A 12,935-nucleotide genomic window follows, 5' to 3' on the forward strand; every position below is an offset into this window, starting at 1 on the left:
GCCTGTCAGCAAGCCCGTCAATCCCCTGTGCACGACTTGTTGACCCGGCGTCTACTCCGGCTCAGGACCCGGGCAGCCGGTCCCGTTCCTTCTTCAGCACCGCCTCCATCACCGCCCGCGCGATCGGCGCCGCGTCGCCGCCCCCGCTGATGTCGCCGCGGTCCGCCTCCGCGTCCTCCACCACCACCGCGACCGCCACCCGCGGCGCGAGGTCCCGGTCGCCCTGCGCCCAGGAGATGAACCAGGCGTACGGCGTACTGGAGTTGTGGCGGCCGTGCTGGGCAGTGCCGGTCTTGCCGCCCACCCTGGCGCCGCGGATCGCGGCCCGGCGCCCGGTGCCGTCCTCGACCACCTCCCGCATCAGCGCCCGCAGCCGGACCGCGGTCGAGGGGTACATCGCCTGGCGGATCGCGCGCGAGCCGGCCGTCGCCAGGATGCTGCCGCCCGACCGGACCGTGCGCTCCACCAGATAGGGCTCCCGCACCTGGCCGCCGTTGGCCACGGCCGCCGCGACCATCGCCATCTGCAGGGGCGTGGCGCGGGTGTTGTACTGGCCGATCGACGACAGGGCCAGCTGCGCCTGGTCGACGGTGGTGTCGAAAGTGGACCGGGCCGCAGGGAAGGGGATCCTCAGATCCCCGTTGTTGAAGCCGAAGGCGTGTGCCGTGGCCGTCATGTCCGTCACACCCACTTCCACACCGAGCTTGGCGAACACCGTGTTGCAGGAGAGCGTGAAGGCCTCGCGCAGGGAGGCGTCCGCGCAGCCCCGCGACGCGTTCGACAGACGGGTCCGGGTCCCGGGCAGGGTGTAGGGGTCGGGGGAGTCGGTCGGCGCGTCGAGGTCCTTGACCACGCCGGCGTCCAGCGCGGCGGCCAGGGTGACGACCTTGAAGGTCGAGCCCGGCGGATACGTCTGCCGTACCGCCCGGTTGAGCATCGGGCGGTCCCGGTCGGCGTTGAGCCGCTTCCAGGCGCGGGACGCCGCCGCCCCGTTCCCGGACAGCGGCTGGGGGTCGTAGGACGGGGTGGAGACCAGGGCCAGGATCCGTCCGGTCGAGGGCTCCAGTGCCGCCACCGCGCCCTTGCGCCCGGCCAGACCCTGGTACGCGGCCCGTTGCGCGTCCGGGTCGAGGGTCGTCACGACGTCCCCGCCGGGGTTTCGGGACCGCGTGAAGTCGTTCCACAGCGGGAACGGCGCGAGCATCGGGTCCGAGCCGGACAGGATGCCGTCCTCGCTGTGCTCCAGGAGCGTCGTCCCGTACAACTGGGAGGCGAAGCCGGTGACCGGGGCGTACAACGGGCCGTCCGTGTAGGTGCGTTCGTAGCGGAGGTGCTCGCGGGTGTCCTTCGAGCCGGTGACGGGCCGGCCGCCGACCAGGATGTCGCCGCGCGGCTGCTCGTAACGGGTGATGTCCGGGCGGCGGTTGGCCGGGTTGCGGTCGTAGGCCGGGGCCTGGACGACCTGGACGCGGGCGGCGTTGACCAGCAGCGCCACCAGCAGCAGGGCGCAGAAGAAGCCGGCGTGCCGGATGTGCCGCGTCACGGGGTGCCCGGCCCGTCGTACTGCCGCCGGGCCGAGTCGCTCACCCGGACCAGCAGGGCCACGATCGCCCAGTTGGTGACCACCGACGAGCCGCCCTGCGCCAGGAACGGCATCGCCATGCCGGTCAGCGGGATCAGCCCGGTCACCCCGCCCGCGATCACGAACACCTGGAGCGCCACGAGCGAGGCGAGGCCCACCGCGAGCAGCCGGCCGAACGGCTCGCGCAGCGCGAGGCCCGCCCGGTAGCCGCGCTCCACCAGCAGGCCGTAAAGCAGGAAGACGGCGGACAGACCCGCGAAGCCCAGCTCCTCGCCCGCCGTGGCCAGGATGAAGTCCGACTTCACGGCGAAGCCGATGAAGACGGAGTGGCCGAGTCCGAGGCCCGTGCCGAGGAGACCGCCCTCCGCGAAGGCGAACAGCGACTGGGCGAGCTGGTTCGCGCCCTCGCCCGCCTCGATGGAGGCGAACGGGTGCAGCCAGGTCTCGATCCTGCCGTGCACGTGCGGCTCCAGCCGGCCGACGGCGACCGCGCCCAGCGCCGCCAGCAGCAGGCCCACGGCGATCCAGCCGGTGCGGCCGGTGGCGACGTAGAGGAGGACCACGAACAGGCCGAAGAAGAGCAGCGAGGTGCCGAGGTCGCGTTCCAGGATCAGGACGCCGACGCTCACCAGCCAGACGGCGACGATCGGGCCGAGGACCCGGCCGGTGGGCAGCTGGAGCTTCCAGATCCGGCGGCCGGTGCAGGCCAGGGCGTTGCGGTTCGCGGCCAGGTACGCGGCGAAGAACACCGCCAGCAGCACCTTCGCGAACTCGCCCGGCTGGATGGAGAACCCGGCGATCCGGATCCAGATGCGGGCCCCGTTCACCGCCGGGAACAGGATCGGCAGGGTGAGCAGCACCAGCGCGGCGACGACGCAGACGTACGTGTAGCGCTGGAGCACGCGGTGGTCGCGCAGGAGCAGGACGACCAGGATGAACAGCGCCACGCCCAGCGTCGACCACACCAGTTGGGCCGGTGCCGCCCGGTCGCCCGGGGTCTCCAGGTCGAGCCGGTAGATGAGCACCAGGCCGAGCCCGTTGAGCAGCACGCCGATCGGGAGGAGGAGGGGGTCGGCGTGCGGGGCCCGCAGGCGCACCGCCAGATGCGCCAGCAGCGCGAGCACGCCGAGCCCGGCGCCGTAGCCGGCGGCGCCGGGCGGGACGGTGCCGTCGCGGGCGAGGCCCACGGCGCAGTAGCCGTACACCGACAGCAGGACGGCCAGGACGATGAGGGCGAGTTCGATGCCCCGGCGCCGGGGGAGGCGGCGGACGGCGGGCGCGGGCGGGTCCGCCGTCGCCACGGTGATTCCGGCCTTGCTCATGTCCGGAACTTACCCAAACAGTGCGTCTTGTGTGCCTTTGGGGGATCGAGTGTCAGCACCAGCGTGGCGCGGGGCCGATGTTGTCGATGTAGCGGGCCGCGCCCCAGGCCCAGGTGCCGTCCGTCAGGAGGTACCAGAGGGGGTTGCCCTTCACCTTCTCGCCGCCGGTCTTGCAGAAGATCCTGACGATGTCGCCCCGGTGGGCGTACCGGATGATCTGTGAACCGCGGTTCGGGGCGCTGCGCAGCGCCAGCGTGCTCGCCGTGACGACGCCCTTGTAGAGGCGCCGGTCGTGGTGGCTGTCCCCGCCGCTCCCGTCGTGGTCGTGGTGCCCGCCGTTGCCGCCGATCGGGTCGTGGTCGTGGTGCCCGCCGTTGCCGCCGATCGGGTCGTGGTCGTGGTGCCCGCCGTTGCCGCCGATCGGGTCGTGGTCGTGGTGCCCGTCGCCGCCGCTCGGGTCGTGGTGGTGGTTGCCGTTGCCGCCGGTCGGGTCCCAGTCGTCGTGCGCGGCGGCGGCGGGCGTGACGGCGGCCGCGGCGGCGAGGAGCCCGGCGGCGGTTGCTATGGACAGGCGGGAGCGCAGGGACATGGGGATTACCTCCATGTGAGGGCGAAAGTGCCGAAGCTGACTAATCGCCACATTAGGAGCGTCCTCCCGAAGGCGCCCCTCACAGTGGGCCATAGGAGGAGGGGAACCCGGCTCTCAGCCGGCCGGCAGTTCCAGGGTCGCCACCGCTCCGCCGTCCGGCGCGTTCGCGAACTCCAGCCGCGCCCCCAGCACCTCCGCCTGCCCCGACGCGATCGTCAGCCCCAGCCCGTGCCCCCGGGCCCCGCCCTCCGTACGGAACCGCTGCGGCCCGTGCGCCACCAGGTACTCCGGAAAACCGTCCCCGTGATCACGAACGGTCACCACCGGGCCGTTCACGGTCAGCACGACCGGCCCCCGCCCGTGCTTGTGCGCGTTGGCCACGAGGTTCCCGAGCACCCGCTCCAGCCGCCGCCGGTCCGTCTCCACGGCCACGTCCCGTACGACCCTGACCTCCGTGCCGTTCCCCGCGGCCCGCACCACCCGCTCGGCCAGCGGCCCCAACCGCTCGGTGTCCAGCTCCAGCCGCTCCCGCCCGGTGTCCAGCCGGGAGATCTCCAGCAGGTCCTCGGTGAGGGTGCGCAGCGCCGCCACCCGGTCCCGCACCAGCTCGGTCGGGCGGCCCGGCGGCAGCAGCTCGGCCGCCGCGTGCAGCCCGGTCAGCGGGGTGCGCAGCTCATGGGCCACGTCCGCGGTGAACCGCTGCTCGGCGAGCAGCTTGCCCTGCAACGACGACGCCATGGAGTCCAGCGCGGCGGCGACCGCGGCCACCTCGTCCTGCGGGCGCCCCGGAACCCTCGCCCCCGGGTCCGCACGGGGGTCGTTCACGCGCGCGTCCAGATCGCCCGCGCTGATCCGCCGGGCCACCAGGGCCGTGGTGTGCAGCCGCCGCGTCACCCGCGTCACCGCGAACGCGCCGACCAGCAGCGTCGCCCCGATCGCCAGCCCCGAGGACCACAGGATCGCCCGGTCCAGGCCCTCGATGGTGCGCGCCTGCTGCGAGTAGTCGATCGCCACGGCCAGCGCCCGGTCGCCGTCGGCGGGCCCCGCCGCCCACATCGTGGGGCGCCCCGCGAAGTCGGCGACCATCGTGCCGCGGTCCCCGGCCACCGCCAGGTCGCGCAGCTGCCGGGGCAGCCCCGGGGGGTCCACCCCGGCGCCCCGGCGGAGCGTGTCCCCGGCCTCGTACCGCTCCGTCGCCTGCGTCAGCCGCTGCAGCGCCTGGTCGCGGGCCTGGCCGACGGTCTGGTTGGTCACCTGCACATGCACCAGGACGCCCAGCAGGGCGGCCAGCGCGCAGCACATCACCGTGATGAAGGCGGCGGCCTTCACGGCCAGCGGCCCGGACCACTGCGGGAGCCCGGGTCTCATCCGGTGCTCGCGGTGGGGGAGGCGGAGGGGCGCGGGGCGTGGGTGCGCGGGCCGGTGCGCAGCATCTCGTCGTGGGTGAGGAGCATGGCCCGCTGGTCCCGGTCCCAGGTCCACTGGAGGCGGTACTCGTAGCCCGCGACCTCGGACGGCGAGCGGATGACGAGGGAGCGCCCGGCCAGCTCGACACGGCTGAGCGCGTCCTCCCACGCCATCACCTGCACCAGCCGGTGCTTCTCGACGGTGTACACGCGCACGGCGGTCGTCCTACCGGGCAGCAGGCTGAAGCCCAGCGTCAGGTCGTCGCGCCCGTCGCCGGTCAGGTCCCGGTAGTACGGCCGCAGGACCGGGCACTTCCCGCGCCCCGGGCCCTCGGCGCAGTCGGCCATCCGCCGCTTCGTGTCGCGGTAGGGCGCCTGGCCGCCGTCGTAGTCGCCGGGGCGCGCGGCGATCTCGGCCCGGACGATCCCGACCGGGTCCACCCGGCGGATGTCGCCGTCGGCGGGGACCTCGACCCCCTTGACCACCTCGGTGTTCACCTCGCCGACCTCGAAGGCCGGACTGGACGCCGGGGTCAGCTCCGGCCAGAGCCGGGCCGGGCCGACGGCCGTCGGGGTCGAGCCGGCGCCCTCCAGACCGCCGGCGTCCCCGCAGCCCGCGGCGGTCGCCAGCAGGAGGGCGACGGCGGCGGCGCGGCGGGCTGCCTTTCCAGGACGGCTGAGGGGCACTGCACTCCTGCGGTTCGTGGGTCATCACGCGGCTCGGGCACGACCGCCGGCCGCGTACACCTTATTCGTAGGGAAGTCCCATTTGCGGGAGAGGGTGGCCGTGTGCCGTGCCGGCTACTCGGTGAGCTCCTCCAGCAGCCGGGCCGTGGGCAGCCCGGCCCGCAGGTACTCGACGAACAGCTCGTTGTGCAGCGCCCAGGGCGAGCGGCGGTCCCGGATCAGCCGGATCGCCGCGTCGGCGGAGCTGCCCCGGCGCATCAGCGCGTGGGCGACGACGAGGCCGGAGCGGTTGTACCCGTGGTAACAGCGCACGAGTACCCTGCGCCCCTCCTCCAGCGCCTCGCACGCCGCCTCGGCCAGCCGGATCACCCCGGCCAGCTGCGTCCCGTCCAGGGGCCCGTCGGGGATCGGCCAGACGTGGTGCAGGACGCCTGGATCGGGGCCGTGCCCCGGCAGCCGCAGCAACGTCTGCACGAGATCGAACTCGTCCCGTACGACGGCGAACTCCGGATGGCCCAGGCCTCCCGTGTACTCGTGGCCGCCCATCCACAGACCGGGGGCGACCTCGCTCCAGGGGCTCTCGGGAGCCGGCACGTCAGGTTTCCTGCGGGTACGCAACGGAGCCTCCCCACCATCACCGCCCGAGGGTCCGCCGGGCAGGCCCAACTCCTCTCAAAGGTAGCCGGGTTCTTGCCCCCGCAGCACCCCGCCTGTTCCCATGGTTGGGGGTGATGTGCATGGACGGACTGCGCGTCGTGCCGACCTGGCGGCACGGTCACGAGCGGCTGTACGTCTGCCTCCCGGACGGCAGGAACATCGCCTGGTACGACCGTGAGGCGGCCCGGGTCAACCTGCTCGGCGAGGACCGTGAGGACGAGGTGCTCCGGGCCCTCCAGCCCTTCATCACCGGCCCCGTGACGGTGGGACCCCCCCCGGTGCCGACCCCCGCCGAACTCGCCCGCCTGGCCCTCCACCCCGACGACGACCTGGCCCCCAACCGCCCCGGCGAGGCCCTCCTCGTCGCCCTCGACCGCGACCCCGGCCCGGTCCGCCGGCTGCGCGCCGACCCGCGCCGCAGGGCCCTGGAAGCCGAGCAGGCGGTCGGGGACGCCCTGGACCGCCTGGACGGCGCGGGCTGGCACGCCCTGCACTCCGTCCCGCTCCCCGGCGGCGACCGCGTCCACCACCTGCTGATCGGCCCCGGCGGGCTGTTCGCCCTGCACACGCTGTACGCGCGCAAGCAGCGCGTGACGGTCGCCGACCCCCTGGTCACCGTGGGCCGCCGCGACCCGTACCCGCTGCTCCGCCGCGTCCGCGCCGACGCCGACCGCGCCTCCTACGCCCTGACGGCCGAGGTCCGCCCCGTGCTCGTCCTGGTCGCCCCGGCGAGGGTGTCGGTCCCGTCCCCGCCCCGCGAGGTCCGCGTCCTGACCGACACGGCCCTGGAAGCCCTGTCCCACCAGGGCGGCACCCTCAAGCCGGCGGACGTGGAGGCCCTCCACGCGATGGCCAGGGACCGGAATACGTGGGGGCGGGTGTGAGGGTGGGTGCTGAATCCTGCGCGCTGGGGGGCGTGGGCGGAGCGCCGGCCGAGTGCGGACGGGCGTTGACTCCGACGCGCTGAGCGAGCGCTGGCCGAGTGCGGACGGGCGTTGAATCCGACGCGTTGAGCGAGCGCCGACCCCGCCGAGGGGTGCTGACCTGGTCGTCCTGCGCCGTTGGGCGTCGGCGCCGCTGGCGGGTGCTGACCTGGTCGTCCTGCGCCGTTGGGCGTCGGCGCCGCTGGCGGGTGCTGACCTGGTCGTCCTGCGCCGTCGGGTGTCGGCCTCGCCGAGGGTGCTGACCTGGCCGTCCTGCGCCGTTGGGCGCCGTCCTTCGCCGTCGGGGCGCCACCCCCGCAGTCGGGGCGCCGCCCCCGCACTCGGGCGTCGGCCCCGCCGTCGGGCGCCGCCCGGCGCCCGACCGCGTGGGCTTGCCTCACCCCGACGCGAGACTCCGCCGTACCCGAACCGACATGGCCGCGCGTCGGCGGACGCCCCGGGCCACGGCCGCCCTCGGCCAGTGACTACGGCACCCGCCCCGCCCGCCCCGCGTCCAGCAGCGGAGCGAGCAGGTCGCCATAGTCCTGCACTCGCGGAGCGATGTCCCGGGCGTGGAAGTCCAGGCGCCCGGGCGCGCCGCACTCCTCGACCTCCTCCCAGGTGACGGGAGCCGAGACGGTCGGCTCGGGGCGGGCCCGGAGGGTGTAGGGCGTCGCCGTGGTCTTGCGGGCCGCGTTCTGGCTCCAGTCGACGAAGACCTTCCCGGGCCGCAGGCTCCTGGTCATCCGGTGCAGCGCCAGCCGCGGCATGGCCTTCTCGGCCTCGACGGCCAGCTCCTTGGCGTACTCGGACACCCGCTCGGAGGAGGCCCCGCGCACGGCGGCGAGCAGATGCAGGCCCTTCGAGCCGGAGGTCTTGGCGCAGGCCTCGATCCCGTCCGCCGCCAGCCGGTCCCGCAGCCACAGCGCGACCTCGCAGCACTGCACGATGCTCGCGGGCGCCCCCGGATCCAGGTCGAAGACGATCCGGTCGGCCTCGTCCGGCGTGTCGACCAGCCACTGGTGGGTGTGGAACTCGGTGACGAGGTTGGCCGCCCACATCAGGCTCGGCAGATCCTGCACCAGAACCATCCGCGAGGGCCCCTCCACCCGCGGCACCTCGGCGGTGGTGACCCACTCGGGCGTACCCGGCGGCACGTTCTTCGTGAAGAACACCTGCCCGTCGGGCCCGTCCGGATACCGCAGGAAGGACACCGCCCGACCGCGCAGATGGGGCAGCAGGACCTCGGCGACGGTCGCGTAGTAGTGCAGGACCTCGCCCTTGGTGAAGCCGGTGGCGGGATACAGCACCCTCTCCAGATTGCTGAGCGCGAGCCGTCGCCCCTCCACCTCTGTGATAGGCGCCATACGATAAGAATCCCACGCAAACCATGACGAACACTCCCGAGCGTGACCGGAAGGGTGCTGCACGTGAGATCCATCTGGAACGGCGCCATCTCGTTCGGCCTGGTCAGCATTCCGATCAAGCTGGTGAACGCGACCGAGAGCCACTCGATCTCCTTCCGCCAGATCCACACCGAGGACGGCGGCCGCATCCGCTACCGCAAGTTCTGCGAGCTGGAGGACCGGGAGGTCACCCAGGGGGAGATCGGCAAGGGCTACGAGGACGCGGACGGCTCGATCATCCCGATCACCGACGAGGACCTGTCCAGCCTGCCGATCCCCACGGCCAAGACGATCGAGATCGTCGCCTTCGTCCCGGCCGACCGGATCGATCCGCTCCAGATGGACGCCGCGTACTACCTCCAGGCGAGCGGCGCCCCGGCGGCGAAGCCGTACACGCTGCTCCGGGAGGCGCTCAAGCGCAGCAACAAGGTGGCGATCGCGAAGTTCGCCCTGCGCGGGCGGGAGCGCCTGGGCATGCTCCGGGTGGTCGGCGACGCCATCGCGATGCACGGCCTGCTCTGGCCGGACGAGGTCCGCGCCCCCGAGGGCGTGGCCCCCGACACGAACGTCACGGTCCGCGACAAGGAACTGGACCTCGCCGACGCGCTGATGGACACCCTGGGCGAGGTCGACCTGGAGGACCTGCACGACGAGTACCGAGAGGCCGTCGAGGAGGTCATCGCCGCGAAGGCCGCCGGCGAGACCCTGCCCCAGGCCCCGGAGCCGGCCGCGGGCGGCAAGGTCCTGGACCTGATGGCGGCCCTGGAGAACAGCGTCCGCGCGGCCCGCGAGTCCCGCGGCGAGGAGCCCGGGGAGCACGCCGAGGTCCAGCCGCTGCCCCAGCGCAAGACGGCCCGCGCGGCCCCCAAGCAGACCGGCGGCAAGAAGTCGACGTCCACGGCGAAGAAGACCGCGGCCAAGAAGACGACGGCGGCGAAGAAGTCGACGGCCAAGTCCGGGCAGGAGACGAAGAAGACGGCGGCGAAGAGCACGGCGAAGAGCACGGCGAAGAAGACGCCCGCGAAGAAGTCGACGTCCCGCAAGCGCTCGGCGTGACCCGCGCCGCCGCACCCCTCACGGCGCGTACGCGATGTTCGGCCGGGGCGGTCCGGACATGCCGGCTCCGAGGAAGTAGTCGACGTGGTGGGACTGCATATAGCCCTTGAACGTCATGGCGTTCCGGTAGGCGGGGTTGTGGGCAAGCGTGTACAGGCGGTGGTTCGTCGGCTGGTTCGTGGTGAAGACGATCAGCTCGTCGTAGGCCGCGTCGGTGTACACGGCCTCCTCGCGCCAGTCGCCGAGGATGTCGCCGACGAAGGTGGGCTGCACCCCCTGGGAGGCATTGACCGCGCCGTAGTTCCAGGTGCTGACCAGCCGGGGCACGCTGCCGCTCGACGTCGGGCGCGCCGGGTCCCACTTCTCGATCTTGCCGTCGTTGAGCAGCTCCATGGTGAGGTCACCGTCCCACCACAGGCCCAGTTGCGGCCACGGGCGCAGCGACGTGTTCGGTTCGGCGAGCCGGTTGGTGGGTGCGTTGTAGAGGCCGGAGAAGGACCACACCTCCATACCGGGGAAGCGCGGGTCGACGTCGCCCGCCATGCCGCGTCCCACGTCGGCGGGGCCGCCGCCATGCCGCCAGATGACATTGCCGTTCGCGGCGTCGTAGTAGTACTCCAGCAGGCCGCTCGGGTTGTTCTGCTGAACGCCGTAGCCCTCCAGGCCCGGACGGCCGGGGTCCATGTCGGCGATGTGGAAGCGGTCGCCGTGGACGATGCCCTGGGGCGCCATCGAGTAGCGCAGCGAGCCGTTGCCGTTGAGCACGAAACCGATCTCGGCGACCTCGTCCGTCCCGTCGCCGTTGACGTCGACGGCGCGGGTGTTGTGCCCGTCGGGCGCGTCCTGGTTGCCGCGCTGCCACGTCCACTGGCGGTCCAGTGAGTCGCCGTCGAACTTCCAGGCGCCCATCATCAGGTTGAAGGCGCCGTCGTCGCGCCGGTTCTTCATGAAGGCGACCAGGCTCGGCGTGGTGCCGTTGAGGTACGCGACCCCGAGGCGCGCGGCCATCGGGCCGTCGGCCAGGTAGGTCGTCGGTACGGCGGACCAGTTGCGCAGCGCTCCGGTCCGGCCGTCGAGCACGGCCATGAACTGGCGCGCGTCGTCCGCGTGCGTCCAGGTGGCGCCGTCACCGAACCTGACCCCGTCGGCGACCCGCAGGGCGACCTCCGCGCGGCCGTCGCTGTCGAAGTCGTAGACGGTGACGCCGTCCCAGTGGCCCAGGTCGATCGCGGAGGAGCCCGGCTCGATGTTGTCCTGGTTCTGGCTGTTCGGCCCGAGGTCGACCTCCCACAGGAAGTCGCCGTCGCCGGTGTAGGCCTCCAGCTTCTGCGGGGAGGTCTGCCGGTCGACCAGGTAGTCGTACTCGCCGTCGCCGTCGAGATCGCCGACCCAGACGAACTTCACCGCGCCGCCGGGCCGTAACGGCACGCGCACCACGGGCTCCACGGCGTGGTTGGCCGTCAGGGTGAAGGCCCCGCTGGGCGCCTGCTCCTGACCGCCCACGACCGGCGTCACGCGGTAGCTGTTGGCGCGTGTCAGATCGGCCGTGGTGTCCGGGTAGTTCGTGCCGCCCGTCAGCACACCGGAGTTGAGCTTGACGTACGGGCCACCGGCCGTCGACCGGTACACGTTGAAGCCGATGCCCTGCGGGTCGAGTCCCAGCAGCCGCCAGGAGACCAGGACCTGGGCACTGGCGGCGCGCACGGCCACGACACCGCGGCCGAGGTTCTCCATCACACGGGCGGCCTGCACCTGCGGGGCGGGGCTCGCCGGTGCGACGGAGAGTGCGGCACAGAGGGCCAGGACGGTGCCGATCGTTTTCATGCGCATGACAAACCGCCCCCTCGGAGGTTAAGCGCTTTCATCGCTGCCGATGGAAGCACCGCGCTGATGACCCGTCAATACAAACGGAACCTAAGGCCGCGAGGGCGTAAGCGCTTACACGACGATCCGGCCGAGTTCAGTGGTGCTCGGAGACGAGCACCGCGCGCGTGCCGGGCTCCAGTGCCTGGAAGACGTGCGGGACGTCGGCCGGATAGCAGATGTAGTCGCCCGGGTGGAGTTCCACCGGCTCCTCGGCGGTGCCCACCAGGGCCCGGCCCGTACTGATCACGACGTGCTCCACGACGCCCGGCGGGTGCGGGGCGGAGGAACGCTGCGGCCCGGGCTCGGCCGCGACGCTGTAGACGTCCCGCCGGGCCCCGGGCGGGGAGGCGGCGAGGAGGGTGGCCCGGTAGTCGCTCTCCTCGGACCCGACCGCCGGCCCCTGCCCTGCCCGGATCACCTGCACCTGCGGCCGGGGGGCGGCCAGCAGCCGGGCGAAGGGGATCTCCAGGGCCCCGCAGAGCGCCCACAGCGTCTCCAGGCTGGGGTTCCCGGTGCCGGACTCCAGCTGGGAGAGCGTGGACTTGGCGAGCCCGGCCCGCCGGGCGACCTCGGTGAGGGAGAGCCCGGCGCGGACGCGTTCCGCCCGCAAGGACGCGGCGATCATCTCGATCGGAGGCCGGGGGGCGGGGTCGATGTCGGACACCTGTGTTCGCTCCAATGGTCAATCGTTCGCCTTGACGAACGGAACGGCAGGCGTTCATTGTAAGCAACATGCGTTCGTTTTGGAGAACACTGGGCGGAAGGCTGGAGGGAAGGTTGGGCGGGACCCTCCCGCGCGACATCGCGCTGGTCTGCCTTGCCGTCGGGGTGATCGGCGTGTCCTACGGCGCCCTGGCGGTCACCTCGGGGTTCCCCTGGTGGTTCCCGGTGCTGATGGGGGCGCTCGTGCTGGCCGCCTCGTCCGAGTTCCTGTTCGTCGGGATCATCGCCGCCGGGGGCAGCCCGATCGCCGCGCTGCTGGCCGGGCTCCTGGTCAACGCGCGGCATGTGCCGTTCGGCCTGGCGGTACCCGACGTCCTCGGCAAGGGCTGGCGCGGAGTGCTCGGCACGCACCTGATGAACGACGAGACGGTCGTCTTCGCCCTCGCCCAGGACGAGCCCGAGCGCAAGCGGGCCGCCTACTGGCTCTGCGGCCTGGGCATCCTGGTCTGCTGGCCGGCCGGCGCCGCGCTGGGCGCGCTGCTCGGCAGCGTCGTACGGGACACCGGCGCCCTGGGCCTGGACGCCATGTTCCCCGCGGTGATCCTGGCCCTGACCCTCCCCGCGCTGAGGAGCCGGCCCCTACGGCGGACCGCGCTGACCGGGTCCGCGCTGGCCCTGGCCGTCACCCCCTTCCTGCCGGCCGGCCTGCCGATCCTGGTCGCCCTGGCCGCGCTGCCGCTGTGCACCGTCGGTGCGGGGGAAGGGGCTGTGCGATGAC

12 protein-coding genes are annotated in these 12,935 nt (G+C 73.0%); 3 read left to right on the forward strand and 9 right to left on the reverse strand.

The features are described from left to right. Window positions 1-61: 61 nt before the first annotated feature. From IE255_RS37780 to IE255_RS37805, 6 genes are all read right to left on the reverse strand, one after another. Window positions 62-1,543 (reverse strand): penicillin-binding transpeptidase domain-containing protein, encoded by a 1,482-nt coding sequence (locus IE255_RS37780; protein ID WP_190054963.1) that lies wholly within the window; start codon window positions 1,541-1,543, stop codon window positions 62-64. Then, the gene (locus tag IE255_RS37785; protein ID WP_190054964.1) at window positions 1,540-2,904 is read right to left on the reverse strand and encodes an FtsW/RodA/SpoVE family cell cycle protein; all 1,365 of its coding nucleotides are present in this window, start codon (window positions 2,902-2,904) and stop codon (window positions 1,540-1,542) included. The genes IE255_RS37780 and IE255_RS37785 overlap by 4 nt, the downstream gene beginning before the upstream one ends. 52 nt (window positions 2,905-2,956) lie before the next feature. Continuing rightward, window positions 2,957-3,493, reverse strand: coding sequence for an SH3 domain-containing protein (locus IE255_RS37790; protein WP_190054965.1), 537 nt, complete (start codon window positions 3,491-3,493; stop codon window positions 2,957-2,959). 114 nt (window positions 3,494-3,607) lie between these two features. Then, entirely contained in the window at window positions 3,608-4,861 is a 1,254-nt protein-coding gene (locus tag IE255_RS37795) for an ATP-binding protein (protein ID WP_190054966.1), read from the reverse strand. After that, window positions 4,858-5,586, reverse strand: coding sequence for a hypothetical protein (locus tag IE255_RS37800; protein WP_190054967.1), 729 nt, complete (start codon window positions 5,584-5,586; stop codon window positions 4,858-4,860). The genes IE255_RS37795 and IE255_RS37800 overlap by 4 nt, the downstream gene beginning before the upstream one ends. 114 nt (window positions 5,587-5,700) lie before the next feature. Beyond that, window positions 5,701-6,204 carry a protein-tyrosine phosphatase family protein gene (locus IE255_RS37805; protein WP_229906780.1) on the reverse strand — a complete coding sequence of 168 codons (504 nt, stop codon included), beginning with the start codon at window positions 6,202-6,204 and terminating at the stop codon, window positions 5,701-5,703. A 119-nt stretch (window positions 6,205-6,323) separates the two neighbouring features. Between IE255_RS37805 and IE255_RS37810 the strand changes: the two genes are divergently transcribed. Continuing rightward, window positions 6,324-7,127 carry a nuclease-related domain-containing protein gene (locus tag IE255_RS37810; RefSeq protein WP_190054969.1) on the forward strand — a complete coding sequence of 268 codons (804 nt, stop codon included), beginning with the start codon at window positions 6,324-6,326 and terminating at the stop codon, window positions 7,125-7,127. A gap of 524 nt (window positions 7,128-7,651) precedes the next feature. Here IE255_RS37810 and ligD read toward each other — a convergent pair. Then, a complete protein-coding gene (gene ligD / locus IE255_RS37815; protein WP_190054970.1) occupies window positions 7,652-8,533 on the reverse strand; it encodes a non-homologous end-joining DNA ligase in 882 nt (293 codons plus the stop codon). Between the two features lie 63 nt (window positions 8,534-8,596). Between ligD and ku the strand changes: the two genes are divergently transcribed. Continuing rightward, window positions 8,597-9,628 (forward strand): non-homologous end joining protein Ku, encoded by a 1,032-nt coding sequence (ku, locus tag IE255_RS37820; protein WP_443732513.1) that lies wholly within the window; start codon window positions 8,597-8,599, stop codon window positions 9,626-9,628. An 18-nt stretch (window positions 9,629-9,646) separates the two neighbouring features. On the opposite strand, the gene IE255_RS37825 is transcribed toward ku, so the two are convergent. Beyond that, window positions 9,647-11,458, reverse strand: coding sequence for a rhamnogalacturonan lyase family protein (locus IE255_RS37825; RefSeq protein ID WP_229906781.1), 1,812 nt, complete (start codon window positions 11,456-11,458; stop codon window positions 9,647-9,649). A gap of 130 nt (window positions 11,459-11,588) precedes the next feature. Continuing rightward, complete coding sequence (locus tag IE255_RS37830; RefSeq protein ID WP_190054987.1) at window positions 11,589-12,119, reverse strand: helix-turn-helix domain-containing protein; 531 nt, start codon at window positions 12,117-12,119, stop codon at window positions 11,589-11,591. Between the two features lie 152 nt (window positions 12,120-12,271). On the opposite strand from IE255_RS37830, the gene IE255_RS37835 reads away from it, so the two are divergent. Then, window positions 12,272-12,934, forward strand: a complete 663-nt coding sequence (locus tag IE255_RS37835; protein WP_443732514.1) for an AzlC family ABC transporter permease — start codon at window positions 12,272-12,274, stop codon at window positions 12,932-12,934. Window position 12,935 lies beyond the last annotated feature (1 nt).

Origin of the sequence: Streptomyces lomondensis, assembly GCF_014651035.1 — a bacterium.
In the GTDB taxonomy this organism is placed as follows: domain Bacteria; phylum Actinomycetota; class Actinomycetes; order Streptomycetales; family Streptomycetaceae; genus Streptomyces; species Streptomyces lomondensis.

Coding starts and splice junctions, on each gene's coding strand:
- IE255_RS37785 (WP_190054964.1), bottom strand. CDS start 2,904: ATGAGCAAGGCCGGAATCACCGTGGCGACGGCGGACCCGCCCGCGCCC.
- IE255_RS37790 (WP_190054965.1), bottom strand. CDS start 3,493: ATGTCCCTGCGCTCCCGCCTGTCCATAGCAACCGCCGCCGGGCTCCTC.
- IE255_RS37795 (WP_190054966.1), bottom strand. CDS start 4,861: ATGAGACCCGGGCTCCCGCAGTGGTCCGGGCCGCTGGCCGTGAAGGCC.
- IE255_RS37810 (WP_190054969.1), top strand. CDS start 6,324: ATGGACGGACTGCGCGTCGTGCCGACCTGGCGGCACGGTCACGAGCGG.
- ligD (WP_190054970.1), bottom strand. CDS start 8,533: ATGGCGCCTATCACAGAGGTGGAGGGGCGACGGCTCGCGCTCAGCAAT.
- IE255_RS37825 (WP_229906781.1), bottom strand. CDS start 11,458: ATGCGCATGAAAACGATCGGCACCGTCCTGGCCCTCTGTGCCGCACTC.
- IE255_RS37830 (WP_190054987.1), bottom strand. CDS start 12,119: ATGATCGCCGCGTCCTTGCGGGCGGAACGCGTCCGCGCCGGGCTCTCC.